Source organism: Kitasatospora sp. NPDC093679 (assembly GCF_040683455.1).
GTDB classification, from domain to species: Bacteria; Actinomycetota; Actinomycetes; order Streptomycetales; family Streptomycetaceae; genus Kitasatospora; species Kitasatospora arboriphila.
In genome coordinates, this window is sequence record NZ_JBFBDW010000020.1 from 1 (window position 1) to 20,360 (window position 20,360).

A 20,360-nucleotide genomic window follows, 5' to 3' on the forward strand; every position below is an offset into this window, starting at 1 on the left:
GACACCCCCATCATCACCCTCGACGCCCGACGCCGGGACAGCGCCAAGAGCGCCCTCATCACCCTCGTCGAGCACGCCCTCCTGGCCCGCCTCCGCTGAGGCACGGGTCCACGGAGGGGCCGGACACCCCGGAGGGGGCGCGGAAACCGCGCCCCCTCCGGCGTTCTCACGCCCCCTCGTGCTCCAAGAGCCCCGGGCGTCGCGGAAGCCTCATTCCGTCTCCTCCGGCGCCAGTCCGGCCCGCAGCAGCCCGTAGGTGTAGGCGTCCTCCAGGGCCCGCCAGGAGGCCGCGATCACGTTGTCCGCGACACCGACCGTGGACCAGGACGCCGCCCCGTCCCCGGACTCCACCAGGACCCGGGTCTTGGAGCCGGTGCCGTGCTGACCCTCCAGGATGCGGACCTTGTAGTCCACCAGCTCCAGCTTCGCGAGCTGCGGGTAGATCCGCTCCAGCGCGGTGCGCAGCGCCCTGTCCAGGGCGTCGACCGGGCCGTTGCCCTCGCCGGTGGCGATCCGGCGCTCGCCCTTCGCCCAGAGCTTCACCGTGGCCTCGTTGCCCGGGGTGCCGTCCGCGCGCTGCTCGCTGATGGTCCGCCAGGACTCCAGGCTGAAGAAGCGCTCGCGGCGGCCGCGCACCTCGTCGCGGAGCAGCAGCTCGAAGGAGGCGTCGGCGGCCTCGTAGGTGTAGCCCTGGTTCTCCTGCTCCTTGACCTTGGCGACCACCCGGCCGACCAGGTCCCGGTCCTCGGACAGGTCGTAGCCGAGCTCCTTGCCCTTGAGCTCGACGGAGGCCCGGCCGGCCATGTCGGAGACCAGCATCCGCATGGTGTTGCCGACCAGCTCCGGGTCGATGTGCTGGTACAGGTCCGGGTCCACCTTGATCGCGGAGGCGTGCAGGCCCGCCTTGTGCGCGAAGGCCGAGAAGCCCACGTACGGCTGGTGGGTGGACGGTGCGAGGTTGACCACCTCGGCGACGGCGTGCGAGATCCGGGTCATCTCGGCCAGTCGGCCCTCGGGCAGCACCCGGCGGCCGTACTTGATCTCCAGCGCGCCGACCACCGGGAAGAGGTTGGCGTTGCCGACCCGCTCGCCGTAGCCGTTGGCGGTGCACTGCACGTGGGTCGCGCCGGCGTCCACCGCGGCCAGCGTGTTGGCGACCGCGCAGCCGGTGTCGTCCTGCGCGTGGATGCCGAGCCGGGCCCCCGTCTTCGCGAGCACCTCGGCGACGGTCTCGCGGACGCCCAGCGGCAGCATGCCGCCGTTGGTGTCGCAGAGCACCACCACGTCGGCACCGGCGCGGTGCGCGGTGGAGACCACCGCGAGGGCGTACTCAGGGTTCGCCTTGTAGCCGTCGAAGAAGTGCTCGCAGTCGATGAACACCCGCCGCCCCTGCGAGCGCAGGTACTCGACGCTGTCCCGGACCATCTCCAGGTTCTCGTCCAGGGTGGTGCGCAGGGCCAGCTCCACGTGCCGGTCGTGCGACTTGGCGACCAGGGTGACCACCGGGGCGCCGGAGTTGACGAGGGCGGCCAGCTGCGGGTCGTCCGCCGCCCGGCCACCGGCCCGGCGGGTCGCCCCGAACGCGACCAACCGGGCGTGCTTGAGGTCGAGTTCGGTCGCCGCCCGGGCGAAGAACTCGGTGTCGCGGGGGTTGGCGCCGGGCCAGCCGCCCTCGATGAAGCCGACGCCGAACTCGTCCAGGTGCCGGGCGATGGTCAGCTTGTCCGCGACGGTGAGGTTGATGCCCTCGCGCTGGGCGCCGTCGCGCAGCGTGGTGTCGAAGACGTGGAAGCTGTCGTTGGGGTGGTCGCTGGCCTCGGTCATGGCCCTGGGTTCTCCGTTCGGTGGAGTACTGCTGTTGCCGGTGGGATCCGGCTCCACTGTCCAGCATCCCGCGCGCTCCCCGGTGTCTCCGGGCCCCTTGTGGGGGCCGGTGCCGGTCCGGGGCAAAACAAAAGACCCCTCGCGGGTGCGAGAGGTCTGCGCGCGGGTCTGGACGCTCGTGGTCGCTCCGCAACGGGGTGGTGCGGAGCGGTCACTGCGGACCGGCGCGCCTGCTGCTAATGATCAGCGAAAGCGAGGACACACCGGCAGTCTGGCACACCATCCGCCATCCGGCCCGGACCATCCGCATACCGAGACACGCCTGCTGGCAGCAGGTGGTGAACCGCAGGGGCGCGTGGGGACGCCCCCAGCTTTAGGCCGGGAGGTGTCCCCACGCGCCCCTGGCGTGGTCGACCGCTCCGAAAAGGTCAGACGATCTTGTGGAGCCAGTTGTGGGTGTCCGGGGCCTGGCCGCCCTGGATGGCGAGGAGGGCCTTGCGGAGCTCCATGGTGGTCGGGCCGGGCTCGCCCTTGCCGACCGTCCAGTCGCCGCGGGCGGACTTCACGGAGCCGACCGGCGTGATGACGGCGGCGGTGCCGCAGGCGAACACCTCGGTGAGGGTGCCGTCGGCGTTGCCCTGCTTCCACTCGTCGGTGGAGATCCGCCGCTCCTCGACCGCGTATCCGAGGTCGGAGGCGAGCTGGAGCAGCGAGTCGCGGGTGATGCCGGGGAGGAGGGCGCCGGACAGCTCGGGGGTGACGATCCTGGCGTCCTCGCCCTCGCCGAAGACGAAGTAGAGGTTCATGCCGCCCATCTCCTCGATCCACCGGTGCTCGGCGGCGTCGAGCCAGACGACCTGGTCGCAGCCCTTCTCGGCGGCCTGGGCCTGGGCGATCAGCGAGGCGGCGTAGTTGCCGGCGCACTTGGCGGCACCGGTGCCGCCCGGCGCGGCCCGGACGTACTCCTCGGAGAGCCAGACGGAGACCGGCTTGATGCCGCCGGGGAAGTACGCGCCGGCCGGCGAGGCGATGATCATGAAGAGGTAGGAGTTGGCCGGGCGGACGCCCAGGCCGACCTCGGTGGCGAACATGAACGGCCGCAGGTAGAGGCTCTGCTCGGGCTGGTTCGGCACCCAGCCCTGCTCCTGCTGGACGAGCAGCTCGACGGCCTCGACGAAGGTCTCGACCGGCAGCTCGGGCATGGCGAGCCGGCGGGCGGAGGCCTGGAAGCGGGCGGCGTTGGCCTCGGGGCGGAAGGTGGCGATGGAGCCGTCGGCCTGGCGGTAGGCCTTGAGGCCCTCGAAGATCGACTGGCCGTAGTGCAGCGTCATGTTGGCCGGGTCGATCTCCAGCGGCGCGTACGGCGTGAGCTGGGCGTCGTGCCAGCCCAGGCCCTCCGTCCACCGGATGGTGACCATGTGGTCGGTGAAGATCCGGCCGAAGCCGGGGTTGGCCAGCCGGGCCTCGCGCTCCGCGTCGGACAGCGGGTGCGCGGAGGGCTTGAGCTCGAACGTGATGGGCGCCTGGGTGGGCGTACTCATGACTGTCTGTCCTTCACCGTGGGGTTGGTCCGGGCCGCCGCCGCCGAAGGGGTAGAACGCACGACGGCACGGCCCACTGTCGATACTCGCATCCAGAGGGCCGTGCCGAACAGCCGGTCGGCTGTCGTGCTGTGCGGTTCCGGCCCTTCGGGCAGGAACCCTGTGCTGTTCCCGGCCCGTCAGCCGGATACTCGGGCGGCGAGCGCGTCGCCGACCTCGGAGGTGGAGCGGGCGCCGGTGCGCTCGGCGAGGTCCGCGGCGACGGCGGCCTCGACCTTCGCGGCCTCGGCGGTGTGGCCGAGGTGCTCCAGCAGCATGGCGACGGACAGCACGGTGGCGGTCGGGTCGGCCTTGCCCTGGCCCGCGATGTCGGGGGCGGAGCCGTGGACGGGCTCGAACATCGACGGGAACGCGCCGGTGGGGTTGATGTTGCCGGAGGCCGCCAGGCCGATGCCGCCGGTGACGGCCGCGGCGAGGTCGGTGAGGATGTCGCCGAACAGGTTGTCGGTGACGATCACGTCGAAGCGCTCGGGCTGGGTGACGAAGAAGATCGTCGCCGCGTCGACGTGCAGGTAGTCGGTGGTGACCTCGGGGAACTCCTGGCCGACCTCCTGGAAGATCCGCGTCCACAGGTGGCCGGCGTGGACCAGCACGTTGTTCTTGTGGACGAGGGTGAGCTTCTTGCGGGGGCGGGCCTGGGCGCGGCGGTAGGCGTCGCGGACGACCCGCTCGATGCCGAAGGCGGTGTTGAGGCTGACCTCGGTGGCCACCTCCTGCTCGGTGCCGGCGCGCAGGGTGCCGCCGTTGCCGACGTAGGGGCCCTCGGTGCCCTCGCGGACGACCACGAAGTCGATCTGCGGGTCGCCGGCCAGCGGGGACTTCACACCGGGGAAGAGCTTGCCCGGGCGGAGGTTGATGTGGTGGTCGAAGGCGAAGCGGAGCTTGAGGAGCAGGCCGCGCTCCAGGACGCCGGACGGGACGCTGGGGTCGCCGATGGCGCCGAGCAGGATCGCGTCGCGGTCCTTGAGCTCCTCCAGGACGGCGTCCGGCAGGGTCTCGCCGGTGCGGTGGTAGAGACGGGCACCGAGGTCGTACTCGGTGGTCTCCAGCTTCACGTCGGCGGGAAGGGCGGCGCTCAGCACCTTGAGGCCCTCGGCCACCACTTCCTGGCCGATGCCGTCACCGGGGATCACTGCGAGACGAAGGCTGCGAGACATGCTCAGGACCCTACTCCGCGTCCCAGCCACTGACATCTCGTGTCCAGGATCCGGACATTCGGGGACGGGCCGGCGACAAAGGGGGGTACGGAGCCGTACCGGACCGCTCCGTTAAAATCCGACAGATCTACACGGGGAATTCACGGGGGAAAGCACTATGGGGGGTCGGATCAGCAGACGCCGCGCGCTCTGGCTGGCCGGTGGGGCGCTGGCGCTGCCCGCGGTGGGCTGCGGCGTCGGCCTGGCGGTCCGGGAGGACCGGCCGAAGGAACCGGAGCCGCTCGGGCCCGCACAGGTGACCGGTGTCGCCCATCACAGCATCACACAGTCGTTCGTGCACGTCATCGCGCATCCGGACGACAATCTCTACTTCATGAATCCGGACCTCGACCACGCACTGGCCTCCGGTGCCGCCTGCGTCACGGTCTGCCTCACCGACGGCGAGTCCGACGGCCGCAACGTGCTGCACACCGAACTCGGCCGGGTCGTCCGCGCCGACCGGCCGGCCTACACCCGCGCCCGGATCAACGGACTGACCGCCGCCCTCGCGCTGCTCGCCACCGGCGACGAGAACAGCCCCTGGGACGTGTCGCTGGTCAGCTACCTGGACGGCCGGCTGGTCGAGCAGCACACCCTGCGGGCCGCGCCCCAGGTGCAGCTGATCCTGCTCGCCCTGGTCGAGGCCCGCTCGGTCAGCCTGCCGCGCGCCGCGAGCCTGCGCGGCCTGTGGCTCGGCGAGACGGAGGCCCTCGAAACCCTGCCGCCGGTGCGCAGCGGACTGCCCGCCGGCGCCGCCTACAGCCGGGAGCAGCTGATCGCCACGCTGCACTCCGTCCTCGACCACTACCGCCCGACCGTGGTCCGCACCCTCGACCCGAACCCGGACCACTCCCCCAAGCCGCCGAAGGACCCGCGCAGCGGCCACGTCTACCTGGACCACCAGGACCACACCTACTCCGCGTACTTCGCGCAGGCCGCGCTCGCCCGGCACTGGGCCGGCGACCGGGCGCGGAACGCCACCGTCGAGCACTACCTCGGCTACGTGAACGCCGCGCTGCCGCACAACCTCGACCAGGCCGCCGTCGGCCGCAAGGTGCTCGCGCTGAACAGCTACGGCTGGGCGGACAACCGGCGCTGCGGCGACCCGGCCGGCTGCGGCGACCGCAAGGTCGGGGCCGGCGCGCTGCGCAACGGCTGGGCGCAGTCCACCCGGTACCGCGCCCCGGGCAGCGGCGCCTGGCTGGTGCCGCTGCCCGACGGGCGGCTGGCCGCGTTCGGCCTGCTCAACGGCGCCGCGGTGCAGTGGACGCAGTCGCCGCGGGGCTGGGACGGGCCGCGGCGCCTCGCCGGCACCGGGCTGGAGGGGCAGGTGCAGGCCTTCCGGCAGGGCGACGGGCTGATACGCCTGCTCGGCGTGCGCACCATGCTGCGCTACGCGGCCGACGAGCACCGCCGCGAGATCGTCACCGCCGTGCAGACCGGCCGGGACTCCTTCGGTCCGTGGGAGAGCCTCGGCGCCCCGGACGGCGAGGACCCGGTGCGCTCGATGGAGTTCGGCTACCCGGTCGGGCTCGCCCTGGCGGACGGCACCGTGCAGGTCGCGGCCCGCACCTGGGGCGGCACGGTCGCCGTCCGGACCCTCTCCGGCGCGGGGGAGACGTGGACGGCGCTGACCCTGCCGCCGCACGCCGGCGGCGGTGTCCAGGACGGCCTGGGCGCGGTCGTCGACGGCTACGGCAACACCCACGTCTTCGCGCCCGGCCCGCGCACCGTCGTGCACTGGGCCTCGGACGTGCCCGGCGGCCCGCTGCGGCCGGCACCGCCGACCGGGCTGCCGGTGCCGGGCGGCCCGGTCACCGCCGAGCTGGGCGAGGAGGGCGCGCTGCGGGTGCGCTTCCGCGAGCCGAAGAGCGCCCGGGTGCTCACCGCCGAGCGGGCGCCCGCCTCCGAGGCGTGGCGGGTGGTGGCCGAGTCGGCGCCGCCCGGCGGCTTCGGCCGGGTCGCCGTCGCGGACGGCGCGATGGCCGTCCGCGACGACCGCGGGCGGACGGCGTTGCGCGCCGACGGCCGGGACTGGCAGCACGACGGCCCGCTGCTCGCGCACACCCCCGCGCTGGCGGCCGACCGGGACGGCCGGCTGGTCGCCGTGGCGATCGGCTGCGACGGCCACCTGTACTCCGCCCGCCAGCCGGTGCCCGGCGCCCCGTTCGGTGCCTGGAGCCAGGCGGGCTGAGCCGTTGCATATGCTCGGTGGGCATCCCCCGCGCCCCGTCCGGCCGCCGCATGCCCGCCGGCCCGTCCCGTACGACCCCTTCGGCCCGCCCGGGCCAGGCAGGAGCACCGCGCTGTGAGCCAGGAGACGGCCCCGACCCGCCCGGTCGGCCGCGAGCCGGCGGCCCCGGCCACCGGTGCGGACGCCGCCCGGGAGACGGCCACCGCGCCGGCCGCCGGGCGCTCCCGCAGGGGCGATGCCAGCGCCGCGGCGCTGGCCGCCGTGCTGTCCATGGCGGCGTTCTGCCTGGCCGGCGCCCTGCGCGGGACGTACCCGTTCGGGGCGCGGTCGCGCGCGGTGAACGACCTCGGCAACCAGTTCGTGCCGTTCCACGCCCACCTGTGGGACCTGATGCACGGCCGGGGCGGCGGCGACCTGCTGTTCAACTGGAACAGCGGCTACGGCTCGCCCTTCCTCGGTGACTTCGTCACGTACCTGATGAACCCGTTCTCCTGGCTGGTCGGGCTCTTCCCGCGGGACGCCGTCGACTTCCCCGTGTTCCTCGTCACCCTGCTGAGCATCGGCCTCGGCGCGGCCGCGATGACGGTGCTGCTCGGCCGCCTGGTGCCGGGCGGCCCGTGGCTGCGCGCCCTGCTCGCGGTCGGCTACGGGCTCTGCGCCTGGGTGCTCAACGACGGCTCGCCGGACCCGATGTGGATGTGGGGCCTGGTCTCGCTGCCGGCCGTGGGCCTGGCCTGCGACTGGTGCCTGCGCGGCCGGCGCTGGGTGCTCGGCACCCTGCTGGTCGCCCTCGCCTGGGCGGGCAACTTCTACACCGGGGCGATGGCGACCATCGCCTCCTGCCTGGTGCTGCTGCTGCGCCTCGCGCTGGCCGGCACCCCGTGGCGGGAGCGGCTGCGGACGGCCGGGCGGGCGGCCGGGATGTTCACGGTCGGCGTGTTGCTGGCCGCGCCGGCGATGACGGTCTCGCTGAAGGCCAGCAAGGCCTCGCAGCCGGCCCCGCCCGCGACCTACGAAGGCGCGCCGGGCCTCACCGACTACCTGGCGCAGCTGCTGCCCGGCGGCCGCTCGGACCACTCGGTGCCGAACGTCTTCGTCGGCGTGCTGGCCCTGCTGCTGGTCGCCTCGCTGCCGTTCAACCGTCGGGTCCGGCCCGCTGAGCGGATCGGCTGGTACGCGCTGCTGCTGCTGGTCGGGGCGAGCTTCGTCTGGGAGCCGACGATCCTGCTGTGGCACGGGCTGGCGATCCCCAACGGCAGTCCGTACCGGGCGTCGTTCGTGCTCAGCGGCATGCTGGTGATGGCGGCCTGGGCGTCGCTCGCCCGCCGTCCGGACGTCCGGACGCTGCTGGGCGGCGCCGGGCTGGTGGCGCTGCTGGCGCTGGCCGGGCACGGGCAGAGCTCGGTCCGCTGGTCGACCTGGATCGAGGTCGGGGCGGGCGGCGCGCTGCTGCTCGGTGCGCTGCTGGCGCTCGCCCGGTGGCGCACGCGCCTGCTCGTGCGCCGGTCCGCCGGCGCGGTGCTGGTGCTCACCGTCTTCGCCTCGGCCGCGCACACCGCCTGGGCGGTCACCGAGATCCGTGACCGGCTGCCCTTCTACCAGCCGCGCACGACCGTCTCGGCGCAGTCGACGGCCGCGGCCGAGGCGCTGCGCGCGGCCGACGACTGGCCGAACGGCCGCACCGACCCCGGTCCGCACGAGTTCGCCAACAACGACCCGCTGCTGCTCGGCGGCCAGGGCGGCTCGTACTACAGCAGCTACCTGCCCGCGGTGACCGCCGGGATGCTGCAGGGACTCGGCGCCGGCTGGTACATCCAGGGCCGGCACACCCTCAGCCCGGCCGACCCGGTCGGGCGTGCGCTGTTCGGCGTCACCACGTACCTGGACTCCACCGGTGCGCCGGGCGGCTTCGCGGTGAAGCACGCCCCGGCCGCGCCGCTGGTCACCGTGCACCCGACGGCCGCCCCGGACACCCGCTCGGTGTGGAGCCGCCAGGAGTCGCTGCTCGGCGCGCGGGTCTACGAGACGCCGGCCCCCGAGTGGACGGCCGGTCCGCGACCGGTCCGCTCGCCGGGCGGCTGGCGGGTGCCGGCGACGCCGAAGGGCGGCACCTGGACGACGTTCACCGCCTCCTGCACCCCGGGGCGCACCGCCTTCCTGTACGCGCCCTGGCTGGGCGGCACGGTGACGGGCGCGGGCGGCAAGTACACCAGCTGGGGCCGGCAGCCGATGACGGCGATGCCGATCCGCGAACTCGGCCCCGTCCCCGCCGACGGGCGGGTCACCGTCCAGCTGCGGGCCGCGGCGAAGGCGGACGTCCCGGAGCTGCCGCTCGGCTGCCTCGATCCGGCCGCGCTGTCGGCCGCGTTGCACGGCCTGCACGGGGCGACGGAGGTCACCGCCGGCGGCCACGGGCTGCGGGCGGAGCTGCCGGCCGGGTCCACCGGCACCGCACTGATCTCGGTGCCGGCCGTGGACGGCTGGCGGTGCTCGGTGGACGGCGGCCCGGCGCGGGCCCCCCGGTCGGTGCTCGGCATGACCGGCGTCGACCTGGGCGCGGGCGCCTCCGAGGTGTCCTGCGACTACCGGCCGCCGGGTCTGCTGCCCGGTCTCGCGGCGAGCGGGGCCGCCGCCGCGGTGCTGCTGGGCGTGGCGCTGCTCACGCGGCTGCGCCGCCGGAACGGGCGGGCGGCCGACGGCGGGCCGGTACCATCTGTGTGAAATCAGACAGGCAGGGTGAGGGGTCAGTGCGTGCGGCCGCCGACTGCGTCGAGGCCGGAGGTGGACTGGTGCGGCTGTCCGTGGTGGTGCCCTGTTACAACGAGGAAGCGGTGGTCGAGCTCTTCGACACCGCGATCCGCGCGAGCCTCGACGCCCTGCCGGTCGAGTACGAGCTCTGCTACGTCGACGACGGCAGTGCGGACGGCACGCTGGAGCGGCTGCGCAAGATCGCCGCGGAGCACCCGGACACCACCCGCTACGTCTCCTTCAGCCGGAACTTCGGCAAGGAGGCCGGCATGCTGGCCGGCCTGCGCGAGGCGACGGGCGACGCGGTCGTGCTGATGGACGCCGACCTGCAGCACCCGCCGGAGCTGATCGAGCGGATGCTGGAGCTGTACGACCGCGGCCACGACCAGGTGATCGCCCGCCGCACCCGGGAGGGCGACAGGCCCGTCCGCACGGCGGTCAGCCGGCTCTACTACCGGATGGTCAACCGCTGGGTGGACGTCGAACTCCAGGACGGCGTCGGCGACTTCCGGTTGCTGTCGCGCGCCGCGGTGGACGCGCTGCTGTCCCTGCCGGAGTACAACCGGTTCTCCAAGGGCCTGTTCTCCTGGATCGGCTTCGACACCGTCACCTTCGACTACCAGAACGTCGCCCGCGAGGCCGGCGAGACGAAGTGGCACTTCGGCGCGCTGCTCAACTACGGCATGGACGGCCTGATCTCGTTCAACAACCGGCCGCTGCGGATCGCCATCTACCTGGGCCTGGCCCTGGTCGGGGTGGCGGCGCTGTACGCGGCGTGGATCACCGGCGTCGCCCTGGTCGACGGCGTGGACTCCCCCGGCTACGTCACCCTCATCGTGGCGATCGTGGGGCTGGGCGGCCTGCAGATGGTGATGCTCGGTCTGATCGGCGAGTACATCGGCCGGATCTACTACGAGACCAAGCGGCGGCCGCACTTCCTGGTCAAGGAGACCAACGTGCCGCGGGCCGCGTTCCGCGCCGAGGGCCACCGCGCCCGCGCCGGGGAGCCGGTGTGAGCCCGCAGCTGTGGCAGGTCGTCAGGTTCGGCCTGGTCGGTGTGGTCAACACCGGCACCTTCTACCTGCTGTACCTGGCCTTCCACCCGTACCTGCCGTACTTCGCGGCGTTCAGCGCGGCGTTCTTCCTGAGCATGGTCGGCTCGTTCTTCCTGAACACGTACTTCACGTACCGGACCCGGCCGACCTGGCGGAAGTTCCTGCTCTTCCCGCTGCCGAACATCACCAACTACCTGGTGCAGAGCGGCGGGGTGTTCGTGCTGGTGGAGTGGGCGCGGGTGGACGACCGGATCGCGCCGCTGCTGGCCGCAGCGGTCGCGATCCCGATCACCTACGTGCTGTCGAAGCTGGTGCTGACCGGGCGGGGCACGGGCCCCGCCGGCGGCTCAGCGCAGGGTGACGACCTCGGCCCGGCGTCCGCCCGGGTTGAGGTGGTGGAGCAGTAGCAGCCGGGCCGCGGCGTCCGCCCGGGCGACCCGCAGCACGCTGCCCGGCCGCTCCGGCACGGCGACGGCGGCCGGCCCGTCCGTGCCGTCGGTGCCGTCGCGGACGTCCAGTGCCGGGTGCAGCACGTCGAGGGCGAGGGTCGGCCGGCCGTCGGTGAGGCCGATCGAGCCGAGCGCGTCCTGTTCGCTCGGCGCACCGGGCAGCACCTGGCCCGTCCACAGCGCGTACCGGACGGTGCTCGCGCCGGACGTCAGCCCGGGCAGGGCGGAGAGCCGGACGGGCAGCACCAGGGCGTCGCCGTCGAGCAGCCCGGTGTCGGTGTCGCCCCAGCGGGCGTTCAGCGGCTGGACGTCCAGTTCCCTGCCGGTGCGGGCGTCCGTGGTGCGGGCCACCAGGACGTCGCTGCCGCGCAGTCGGGCGGCGGCGACGATCGCGTCGGTGCGGCCGTCCCCGTCGGTGTCCAGCGAGGCGCGCACCCCGAACATGCCGACCGGGGTGTCGGCCGGGCCCCACAGGGCGGCGGCCAGGTAGAGGGTGCCCTCGCCGAGCGGGTCCCCGTGCGCCGGGGCGTCGCTGGCCGCGCCCGCGAACCGCAGGTTGGCGGCGCGCTCGCCGGGCCGCTCCACGCAGATGTCGTCGGCGTCGCCGGCGTCGGCGCACTCCGGCCAGCGGGCGGCCTCTCCGCCGTACACGAAGGCGCTGAGCAGCCCGGCACCGTCGCCGGCCGGGGTGCCGGTGCCGGCCAGCGCGAGCATGGTGGCGCCGGCCCGACCGGCGGCGAGCTGCGGCCCGGCGGTGAACTGCGAGGCGGGCCGCGGGGCGGCGAACAGCGGAACCCGCAGCTGCGGCAGGCCGGTGTCGGCCGGGGTCAGCAGCAGCCGGCCGGAGAGCTCGCCGCGGTAGCTGCGGGCCCGGCCGGCCTGTTCGAGGTCGAGGGTCGGGTCGGGGGTGCGGGTCAGGCTGCCGGGGACGCGCAGGGTGACGGTGACCCGGGCGGTGCCGCCGGGCTCGACGGTGACCTGCCCGGGGCTGATGCCGAAGGAGGCGCCGGGCAGCTCGGTGGCGGCCGCGTAGCCGGTGGTGTAGGTGAGCGGGGCGTCGCCGTGGTTGCGGATCTCCACCTGGCGTTCGAGCTCGACCGGGCCGGTGGCCTCGACCGGGCCGAAGGAGACGCCGACCGCGCCGTCCACCGCGCCCTGGCCCGCCGCGTAGGCGACCGCCGGGGTGGCGACGGCGGCGTCGGCCCGGGCCCGGCCGGCGCCGGTGCGCTCCGGGCCGTACACCGGGCTGCCGGGGTCGGCGTCGTGCCGGGTGTCGACGGCGGTGTTCATCAGCGCTGCCTTGACCTCGGCGACCGGCCAGTCGGGGTGGGCGGCGCGGACGAGGGCCGCGAGGCCGGTGACGTGCGGGGCGGCCATCGAGGTGCCGTCCTCCCGCATGCCGCCGCTGCCGCTGCCCGCCTTCGCCGACCAGATCGTCTCGCCGGGCGCGGCGACGTCGGGCTTGACGATGCCGGGCACCCCGATCCCGCGGGAGGTGAAGGGGGTGAGCATGTCGGTGCGTTCGGGCCGGTCCTGGGAGACCGCGCCGTGCAGGGTGTTGCCCGGGGCGGCGAGCTGGACCTTCACCGGCCCGTCGGCCACCGCGGCGAGCAGCCGGTCGCCGTCGGTGCGGGCCAGCAGCACGGCCGGGATCCGGCTGTCGCCGGCGATCTCGGCGAGGGACTCGCCGTCGGCGGTGAACAGCGTGCCGACGGCGCCGGCGTCCGCGGCGTGGTCGGCGCGCACGGCCGAGCCGCAGGCCCGGTCGGCGTCCTTGCTGCGCCAGGCGAGCACCGCGATCCGGCCCTTGAGCCGGGCGGCGTCGGCCGCGTCGAAGGCGGTGCAGCCGTCCTGCTGGTCGGCGGGCCGGGCGAGTTCGGCGGTGACGTCCCGGTCGGACCAGCCGGTGTACTCGGAGCTCCAGTGGCCCGGGACGACGCCGGCGAGGGAGGCGGGGGCGAGCACCCGGATGCCGTCGGCGTCGCCGTGCGGGTCGACCGAGGCCGCGACGGTCACCACCCGGGCGGCGGTGCCGGGGCTGCCGCCGATCCCGTACAGGTCGCCCTCGTTGCCGGCCGATGCGACCACCACGGTGCCCAGGGCGGACAGCGCGTCGGCGGCGAGCGAGTCGGCGTCGTCCGGGCTGCCGAAGGCGCTGCCGAGCGAGAGGTTGACCACGTCGAGGCGGTCGGAGAGGTCGCCGTCGCCGTTCGGGTCGGCGGCCAGGTCGAGGGCGTGCGCGAGCTGGTCGGTGGAGCCGTCGCAGCCGAAGACGCGCAGGGCGTAGAGGGTGGCGCCGGGGGCCGCGCCGGGGGCGACGGAGAAGGCGGCGGGGTCGAGGCCCTCCCGGTAGGGGCCGCGGTAGGGCTTGCCGTCCTTGGTGACGCCGAGGCCGGCGGCGGTGCCGGCGACGTGGGTGCCGTGGCCGTTGGCGGCGCAGTCGATCGGGTTGGCGTCCGGGTGCGGCACGGGCTGGTGGTGCGGGGAGGAGGGGTCCGGGTTGTAGTCGTCGCCGACGAGGTCCTGGCCGCCGGCCACCTTGGCGTTGGGGAACAACGCGGCCGGTGCCGGGCGGGCGCCGTCGACGGCGGCGAAGACCTCCGGGGTGCCGGGGCCGCCGAAGTCGGCGTGGGTGTAGTCGATGCCGGAGTCGACGATGCCGATCCGCACCCCGCTGCCGGTGGTGCCGCCCGGGCCGGACCAGACGGCGGGTGCGCCGGTCAGCGGGACGGAGTGGGCGTTGGCCCGGTGCTGCAGGGTGACGCGGTGCACGGCGCGCACCCCGGGCAGCGCGGTCAGCCGGGGCACGGCGGCGGCGGGCACGGTGACGGCGACGCCGCTGAGCAGGGTCTGGGTGCGGTAGACCACCCGGGCACCGGGCGCGGCGGCCCGGACGCCCGCGGCGAGCCGGTCGACGGCCTGCACGGCGCGGGCGCGCTGCCCGGCGCCGGCCGCGGCCGCGGCGGCCCGGACGGCGTCCGGGGAGCGCCGCTGCCGGCGGGCGTCGGCGGCGGCCCGCTGCCAGGCGGGTGCCGCGGCCTCGGTGCCGAGTTCCAGCAGCACGGTGACCGGTGTGCCGGGCGGGGCGGGGGCCCGTCCGGCCGTGGGGGCGGCCCATGCTGCGGGGGCGGCGAAGGTGACGAGGGCGAGCGCGAGGGCTGCGGGCGTACGCACGGGTGCGGTCTCCCCGGCAGGGGTGGCCTGATCGTGCGGCCGCCCGCACCGCGCGGACGTCGATCCCCCTCCCGACGGCCCAAATTAGGATCATCGCGCCGGGCAGGGCGAGCCGCTTCGCTCGTCGGGGGCCACTGTGCACTCGTCCGTGTGACGCTGCGTCAGTCTTTCGGCCCAGTACGGCGTCAGCCCAGGTGGTGGCCCGTCACCCCGCCGTTGTCGCGGCGGTCCAGGGCGCGCTGCAGCGCGTCGGCGGCGGAGCGCGGGGCCTGCTCGGCGCGCCGGCGGCGGCGCGGAGCGGGGGCGGCGGGGGTGGCGGGGGCGTGGCGGTCTGCGGTGTGGGGCATACCGACTCCTTGGTGCGTGCGCCAGCTGCAGGGCGCGAAGAACGGGGAGGGTGGGTACGCCGGGCAGGGATCGCCTGCCGGTACGCGTACGGGCCGTACGGGCCGTCACCCTGGGCTTGCAGGGGTGGCTCACCGTATGGCCCTTCCACGGTACGACGACCGGCCGTGGATGTCTGCACGAATAGTTGGATTTCCTAGTATCTGAGACGCGGGCGCCTGCCGACGGCCCGTCCGGGGCCCGGAAAACGCCCGGGCCCGGACCGCCGTGGCGGTCCGGGCCCAGGTCAGCGGCCTGAGGGAGGCTCAGCCGAGGTTCACCGCACGGGCGAACTTGGCGCCGATCTCGGCGGCGATGGCGTTCAGCACGTCCTGCGAGATCTCGCTGTCGACGGTGATCGAGGCGAGCGCGCCGGAGCCGTCCCGGGCGACCTGCATGCCGGCGATGTTGATGCCGGCGTCGCCGAGGATGCGGCCGAGGGTGCCGACCACGCCGGGGCGGTCCTCGTAGGTGAAGAAGGCCATGTGGTCGGTGAGCGCCACGTCCACGTCGAAGCCGTCGACGCCGACGATCTTCTGGGTCTGCTTCGGACCGGAGAGCGTGCCCGAGATCGCCACCTCCTCGCCGTTGGCGAGGGTGCCGCGGACGGTGATGACGTTGCGGTGCTCGGGAGACTCGCTGGAGGTCGTCAGCCGGACCTCGACGCCGCGCTCCTGGGCGAACAGCGGGGCGTTGACGTAGGACACCGTCTCGGCCACCACGTCCTCGAACACGCCCTTCAGCGCGGAGAGTTCGAGCACCTTGACGTCGTGCTGGGTGATCTCGCCGCGGACCTCGACGTCGAGGCGGACGGCGACCTCGCCGGCCAGCGCGGTGAAGATCCGGCCGAGCTTCTCGGCGAGCGGCAGGCCCGGGCGGACGTCCTCGGCGATCACACCGCCCTGGACGTTGACCGCGTCCGGCACCAGCTCGCCGGCGAGCGCGAGGCGCACCGACCGGGCGACGGCGATGCCGGCCTTCTCCTGGGCCTCGTCGGTGGAGGCGCCCAGGTGCGGGGTGGCCACCACGTTGTCGAAGGCGAACAGCGGCGAGTCGGTGCACGGCTCCTTGGCGTACACGTCCAGGCCGGCGCCGGCCACCCGGCCGTCGCGCAGGGCGCTGGCGAGCGCGGACTCGTCGACGATGCCGCCGCGGGCGGCGTTGACGATGCGCACGGTCGGCTTGACCTTGTGCAGCGCCTCGTCGCCGATCAGGCCGATGGTCTCCGGGGTCTTGGGGAGGTGGACGGTGATGAAGTCCGAGACCTCCAGCAGCTCCTCCAGGGAGACCAGCTTGACGCCCATCTGGGCCGCGCGGGCGGCCTGGATGTAGGGGTCGTAGGCGACGATCTTCATGCCGAAGGCGGACATCCGCTGGGCGACCAGCACGCCGATCCGGCCGAGGCCGACCACGCCGAGCACCTTCTCGGAGAGCTCGACGCCGGTGTACTTGTTGCGCTTCCACTCGCCCTGCTTGAGCGCGGCGTTGGCCGGCGCGATGTTGCGGGCGACGGAGATCAGCAGGCCGCAGGCGAGCTCGGCGGCGGTGACGATGTTGGAGGTCGGCGCGTTGACGACCATCACGCCGGCCTTGGTGGCGGCGGAGACGTCCACGTTGTCCAGGCCGACGCCGGCGCGGGCGACGACCTTGAGCCTCTTGGCGGCGGCCAGCGCCTCGGCGTCCACCTTGGTGGCGGAGCGGATGAGGATCGCGTCGACGTCGGCGATCGCGGTCAGCAGCTCGGTGCGGTCCGCGCCGTTGCACTGGCGGATCTCGAAGTCCGGGCCCAGGGCGTCGACGGTGGCGGGAGACAGCTCTTCGGCGATGAGTACTACGGATTTGCTCACGACAGTGTGTCCTTAACTGTCCGGTTCGCCCCGGCACGAAGGTGGCGTGACCAGCGGGGGAAGGTGGCATGCCGCGTAGCTAGACGCACGACGCTGTGGGCCTGACGCGCACTCGGAAGTGTATCGGCGGGCTTCGGGAGGGGCTGCTCCCGTCCGGAGAAATCACCCGGACGGGAACAGCCGACTTGTACAAAGGGGATGACCCCCGGAGGTGCTTACGCCTCCTCGTCGACCCAGCTCATCAGCTTGCGCAGCTTCTTGCCGGTGGTCTCCAGCAGGTGGTCGGCGTCGGCGTTCTTGTACTCGTTGTACTTCGGCAGACCGGCCTTGTACTCGGCGATCCAGGTGTTGGCGAAGGTGCCGTCCTGGATCTCCTCGAGGACCTTCTTCATCTCGGCCTTGGTGTCGGCGGTGATGATGCGGGGGCCGGTGACGTAGTCGCCCCACTCGGCGGTCTCGGAGACCGACCAGCGCATCTTCTCCAGGCCGCCCTCGTACATCAGGTCGACGATGAGCTTCAGCTCGTGCAGGCACTCGAAGTAGGCGATCTCCGGCTGGTAGCCGGCCTCGACCAGGGTCTCGAAACCGGCCTTGACCAGGGCGGCGGTGCCGCCGCAGAGGACGGCCTGCTCGCCGAACAGGTCGGTCTCGGTCTCCTCGGTGAAGGTGGTCTTGATGACGCCGGCCTTGGTGCCGCCGATGCCCTTGGCGTACGACAGGGCCAGCGCGAAGGCGTTGCCGGTGGCGTCCTGCTCGACGGCCACGATGCACGGGACGCCGCGGCCCTCCTCGTACTGGCGGCGGACCAGGTGGCCCGGGCCCTTCGGGGCGACCATGCAGACGTCGACGTCCGCCGGGGGCTTGATGAAGCCGAAGCGGATGTTCAGGCCGTGGCCGAAGAACAGGGCGTCGCCCGCCTTCAGGTTCGGCGCGATGGACTCCTCGTAGACGTCGGCCTGGATCGGGTCCGGCACCAGGATCATGATGACGTCGGCCTCGGCCGCGGCCTCGGCCGGGGTCACCACGCGCAGGCCGGCCTCCTCGGCGACGGCCTTGGACTTGGAGCCCTCCTTCAGGCCGACGCGGACGTCCACGCCCGAGTCGCGCAGGGACAGCGCGTGGGCGTGGCCCTGGCTGCCGTAGCCGATGACCGCGACCTTGCGGCCCTGGATGATGGACAGGTCGGCGTCGTCTTCGTAGAACAGCTCGGCCACGGGGGCACATCTCCTTGCAGTGATGGTGATGCCGGGTGGTGCGGTCTCCACCGTAGGTGACCCGGCGGGGGTTCGGGGCGGTGCTTCAGGGGGTGAGACGGCGCGCCCGCGCGACGCGCCGGTGTCGCTACGCGCTGCGGTCGAGGGCGCGCAGCGAGCGGTCGGTGATCGACCGGGCGCCCCGCCCGATCGCCACCAGTCCGGACTGCACGAGCTCCTTGATGCCGTACGGCTCCAGCATGCGCAGCATGGCCTCCAGCTTGTCGGAGCTGCCGGTGGCCTCGATGGTCACGGCGTCCGGCGAGACGTCGACGGTCTTGGCGCGGAAGAGCTGGACGATCTCGACGATCTGCGAGCGGGACTCGGCGTCGGCGCGGACCTTGACCAGGACCAGCTCGCGCTGGACGGCCTGGCTCTGGTCGAGCTCGACGATCTTTATCACGTTGACCAGCTTGTTGAGCTGCTTCGTCACCTGCTCCAGCGGCAGGTCCTCGACGTTGACGACGATCGTCATCCGGGAGATGTCCGGGTGCTCGGTCGGGCCGACGGCGAGGGAGTCGATGTTGAAGCCCCGGCGGGAGAACAGCGAGGCGATCCGGGCGAGCACGCCCGGCTTGTTCTCGACCAGGACGGAGAGGGTGTGCTTGGACATGGCGGTCATGGGCTCTCTATCGGTTGGTCGGGGCCGTCAGTCGAGGTCGTCGCCGAAGTCGGGCCGGACGCCCTTGGCGAACTGGATCTCGTCGTTGCTGGTGCCGGCGGCCACCATCGGCCACACCATGGCGTCCTGGTGGACGATGAAGTCGATGACGACCGGGCGGTCGTTGATCTCCATCGCCTGCTTGATGACGGCGTCCAGGTCCTCCGGGCGCTCGCAGCGCAGGCCGACGCAGCCCATCGCCTCGGAGAGCAGCACGAAGTCGGGGATCCGGGTGCCGTTGGCCGGCGGCTCCTTGCCGTCGTGCTCCGGGCCGGAGTGCAGCACGGTGTTGGAGTAGCGCTGGTTGTAGAAGAGCGTCTGCCACTGGCGGACCATGCCGAGCGAGCCGTTGTTGATGACCGCGACCTTGATCGGGATGTTGTTCAGGGCGCAGGTGACGAGCTCCTGATTGGTCATCTGGAAGCAGCCGTCGCCGTCGATCGCCCAGACGGCGGTGTCCGGCTTGCCGGCCTTGGCGCCCATGGCGGCCGGGACGGCGTAGCCCATGGTGCCCGCGCCGCCGGAGTTGAGCCAGGTGGCCGGCTTCTCGAAGCGGATGAACTGGCTGGCCCACATCTGGTGCTGGCCGACGCCCGCGGCGTAGATGGCGTCCGGTCCGACCAGCTGGCCGATCCGCTCGATGACCTGCTGGGGCGACAGCTCGCCGGCCGGGGCGGGCTCGTAGCCGAGCGGGTAGGTGCGCTTCCACTCGTCGAGCTTGGCCCACCAGTCCGCGTAGTCGCCCTTGTGGCCGGCGTCGTACTCGGCCTGGACGGCGACGATCAGGTCGGCGATGACCTCGCGGGCGTCGCCGACGATCGGGACGTCGGCGGGGCGGTTCTTGCCGATCTCGGCCGGGTCGATGTCGGCGTGGACGACCTTGGCGTGGGGGGCGAAGCTGTCCAGCCTGCCGGTGACGCGGTCGTCGAAGCGGGCGCCGAGGGTGAAGAGCAGGTCGGCCTTCTGCAGGGCGGTGACGGCCGGGACGGAGCCGTGCATGCCGGGCATGCCGAGGTGCTGCGGGTGGCTGTCGGGGAAGACGCCGATCGCCATCAGGGTGGTGACGACCGGGGCGCCGGTCAGCTCGGCGAGGATCCGCAGCTCGGCGCTGGCCTGTGCCTTGAGCACGCCGCCGCCGACGTAGAGCACCGGGCGCTTGGCGTTCACCAGCATCTTCGCGGCCTCGCGGATCTGCTTGGCGTGCGGCTTGGTGACCGGGCGGTAGCCGGGCAGCGAGGTCTCGACCGGCCAGCGGAAGACCGTGGTGGCCTGCAGGGCGTCCTTGGCGACGTCGACCAGGACGGGGCCGGGGCGGCCGGTCGCGGCGATGTGGAAGGCCTCGGCGATCACCCGGGGGATCTCGGCCGGGTCGGTCACCAGGAAGTTGTGCTTGGTGATCGGCATGGTGATGCCGCAGATGTCCGCCTCCTGGAAGGCGTCCGTGCCGATCGCCTTGGAGGCGACCTGACCGGTGATCGCGACGACCGGAACGGAGTCCATGTAGGCGTCGGCGAGCGGGGTGACCAGGTTGGTGGCGCCCGGGCCGGAGGTGGCCATGCAGACGCCGACGCGGCCGGTGGCCTGCGCGTAGCCGGTGGCGGCGTGGCCGGCACCCTGCTCGTGGCGGACCAGGATGTGGCGCACCTTGGTGGAGTCCATCAGCGGGTCGTACGCGGGGAGGATCGCGCCACCGGGGATGCCGAAGACCGTGTCGGCCCCTACGGCCTCGAGGGAGCGGATGAGCGACTGCGCTCCGGTCATCGTTTCGACGGTGGTCTGCTGACCCGGAGCGTGGGCTGCCGGGGTGTCCCCGCGGCGGGGGGATGCGGCGTGCTCAGTCATCTGCCTGTCTCTTCTCGGGTTCTGCCGGCCCGGGCAGTTGAGGGTCCTGCCGTGCGTCGGACCGGTAAGCCGGCTCTGCCCCAATCGTCCCGATTTGCGACGCTTGGGGCCAGTGGTCTTGCAGGGATGGAA

13 protein-coding genes and 1 pseudogene are annotated in these 20,360 nt (G+C 73.4%); 5 read left to right on the plus strand and 9 right to left on the minus strand.

Annotated elements, in window-relative coordinates; genetic code table 11:
• Positions 1 to 99: pseudogene (locus tag AB0O09_RS18395) on the plus strand (ATP-binding protein); the annotation flags it as partial.
• Between the two features lie 111 nt (positions 100 to 210).
• Here the strand turns inward: AB0O09_RS18395 and cimA are convergent.
• The 3 genes from cimA to AB0O09_RS18410 all read right to left on the minus strand — a co-directional run bounded on the left by cimA (position 211) and on the right by AB0O09_RS18410 (position 4,582).
• Positions 211 to 1,824: a citramalate synthase gene (gene cimA / locus AB0O09_RS18400; protein WP_363542694.1), complete on the minus strand. Its 1,614-nt coding sequence runs from the start codon at positions 1,822 to 1,824 to the stop codon at positions 211 to 213.
• 428 nt (positions 1,825 to 2,252) lie between these two features.
• Positions 2,253 to 3,365, minus strand: coding sequence for a branched-chain amino acid aminotransferase (locus AB0O09_RS18405; RefSeq protein WP_344628453.1), 1,113 nt, complete (start codon positions 3,363 to 3,365; stop codon positions 2,253 to 2,255).
• 179 nt (positions 3,366 to 3,544) lie between these two features.
• Positions 3,545 to 4,582 (minus strand): 3-isopropylmalate dehydrogenase, encoded by a 1,038-nt coding sequence (locus tag AB0O09_RS18410; RefSeq protein WP_363542696.1) that lies wholly within the window; start codon positions 4,580 to 4,582, stop codon positions 3,545 to 3,547.
• A 157-nt stretch (positions 4,583 to 4,739) separates the two neighbouring features.
• Here AB0O09_RS18410 and AB0O09_RS18415 point away from each other — a divergent pair, with 157 nt between their 5' ends.
• The 4 genes from AB0O09_RS18415 to AB0O09_RS18430 all read left to right on the plus strand — a co-directional run bounded on the left by AB0O09_RS18415 (position 4,740) and on the right by AB0O09_RS18430 (position 11,025).
• The gene (locus AB0O09_RS18415) at positions 4,740 to 6,815 is read left to right on the plus strand and encodes a PIG-L family deacetylase (protein ID WP_363542697.1); all 2,076 of its coding nucleotides are present in this window, start codon (positions 4,740 to 4,742) and stop codon (positions 6,813 to 6,815) included.
• A gap of 114 nt (positions 6,816 to 6,929) precedes the next feature.
• On the plus strand, positions 6,930 to 9,536 hold the full coding sequence (locus AB0O09_RS18420; RefSeq protein ID WP_363542698.1) for a YfhO family protein: 2,607 nt from the start codon (positions 6,930 to 6,932) through the stop codon (positions 9,534 to 9,536).
• A gap of 68 nt (positions 9,537 to 9,604) precedes the next feature.
• The gene (locus AB0O09_RS18425) at positions 9,605 to 10,579 is read left to right on the plus strand and encodes a glycosyltransferase family 2 protein (RefSeq protein ID WP_363542763.1); all 975 of its coding nucleotides are present in this window, start codon (positions 9,605 to 9,607) and stop codon (positions 10,577 to 10,579) included.
• Positions 10,576 to 11,025 carry a GtrA family protein gene (locus AB0O09_RS18430; protein WP_363542699.1) on the plus strand — a complete coding sequence of 150 codons (450 nt, stop codon included), beginning with the start codon at positions 10,576 to 10,578 and terminating at the stop codon, positions 11,023 to 11,025. Before AB0O09_RS18425 ends, AB0O09_RS18430 begins: the two co-directional genes overlap by 4 nt.
• Here AB0O09_RS18430 and AB0O09_RS18435 read toward each other — a convergent pair.
• The 6 genes from AB0O09_RS18435 to AB0O09_RS18460 form a co-directional block, all read right to left on the minus strand.
• Positions 10,966 to 14,241 (minus strand): S8 family serine peptidase, encoded by a 3,276-nt coding sequence (locus AB0O09_RS18435; protein ID WP_363542700.1) that lies wholly within the window; start codon positions 14,239 to 14,241, stop codon positions 10,966 to 10,968. The two genes, AB0O09_RS18430 and AB0O09_RS18435, sit on opposite strands and share 60 nt — an antisense overlap.
• A gap of 185 nt (positions 14,242 to 14,426) precedes the next feature.
• Positions 14,427 to 14,588 carry a hypothetical protein gene (locus AB0O09_RS18440; protein WP_363542701.1) on the minus strand — a complete coding sequence of 54 codons (162 nt, stop codon included), beginning with the start codon at positions 14,586 to 14,588 and terminating at the stop codon, positions 14,427 to 14,429.
• A gap of 303 nt (positions 14,589 to 14,891) precedes the next feature.
• Entirely contained in the window at positions 14,892 to 16,472 is a 1,581-nt protein-coding gene (gene serA, locus AB0O09_RS18445; RefSeq protein WP_363542702.1) for a phosphoglycerate dehydrogenase, read from the minus strand.
• A 215-nt stretch (positions 16,473 to 16,687) separates the two neighbouring features.
• Positions 16,688 to 17,686, minus strand: a complete 999-nt coding sequence (ilvC, locus tag AB0O09_RS18450) for a ketol-acid reductoisomerase (protein WP_263103553.1) — start codon at positions 17,684 to 17,686, stop codon at positions 16,688 to 16,690.
• Between the two features lie 127 nt (positions 17,687 to 17,813).
• Positions 17,814 to 18,338, minus strand: coding sequence for an acetolactate synthase small subunit (gene ilvN / locus AB0O09_RS18455; RefSeq protein WP_263107951.1), 525 nt, complete (start codon positions 18,336 to 18,338; stop codon positions 17,814 to 17,816).
• Positions 18,339 to 18,374: 36 nt separating this feature from the next.
• Complete coding sequence (locus tag AB0O09_RS18460; protein WP_363542703.1) at positions 18,375 to 20,228, minus strand: acetolactate synthase large subunit; 1,854 nt, start codon at positions 20,226 to 20,228, stop codon at positions 18,375 to 18,377.
• Positions 20,229 to 20,360: the final 132 nt, after the last annotated feature.

Bases quoted from the DNA above. Each gene is read 5' to 3' on its own strand.
- ilvN (WP_263107951.1), bottom strand. From the start codon at position 18,338: ATGTCCAAGCACACCCTCTCCGTCCTGGTCGAGAACAAGCCGGGCGTG.
- AB0O09_RS18415 (WP_363542697.1), top strand. From the start codon at position 4,740: ATGGGGGGTCGGATCAGCAGACGCCGCGCGCTCTGGCTGGCCGGTGGG.
- AB0O09_RS18405 (WP_344628453.1), bottom strand. From the start codon at position 3,365: ATGAGTACGCCCACCCAGGCGCCCATCACGTTCGAGCTCAAGCCCTCC.
- cimA (WP_363542694.1), bottom strand. From the start codon at position 1,824: ATGACCGAGGCCAGCGACCACCCCAACGACAGCTTCCACGTCTTCGAC.
- AB0O09_RS18410 (WP_363542696.1), bottom strand. From the start codon at position 4,582: ATGTCTCGCAGCCTTCGTCTCGCAGTGATCCCCGGTGACGGCATCGGC.
- AB0O09_RS18460 (WP_363542703.1), bottom strand. From the start codon at position 20,228: ATGACTGAGCACGCCGCATCCCCCCGCCGCGGGGACACCCCGGCAGCC.
- AB0O09_RS18440 (WP_363542701.1), bottom strand. From the start codon at position 14,588: ATGCCCCACACCGCAGACCGCCACGCCCCCGCCACCCCCGCCGCCCCC.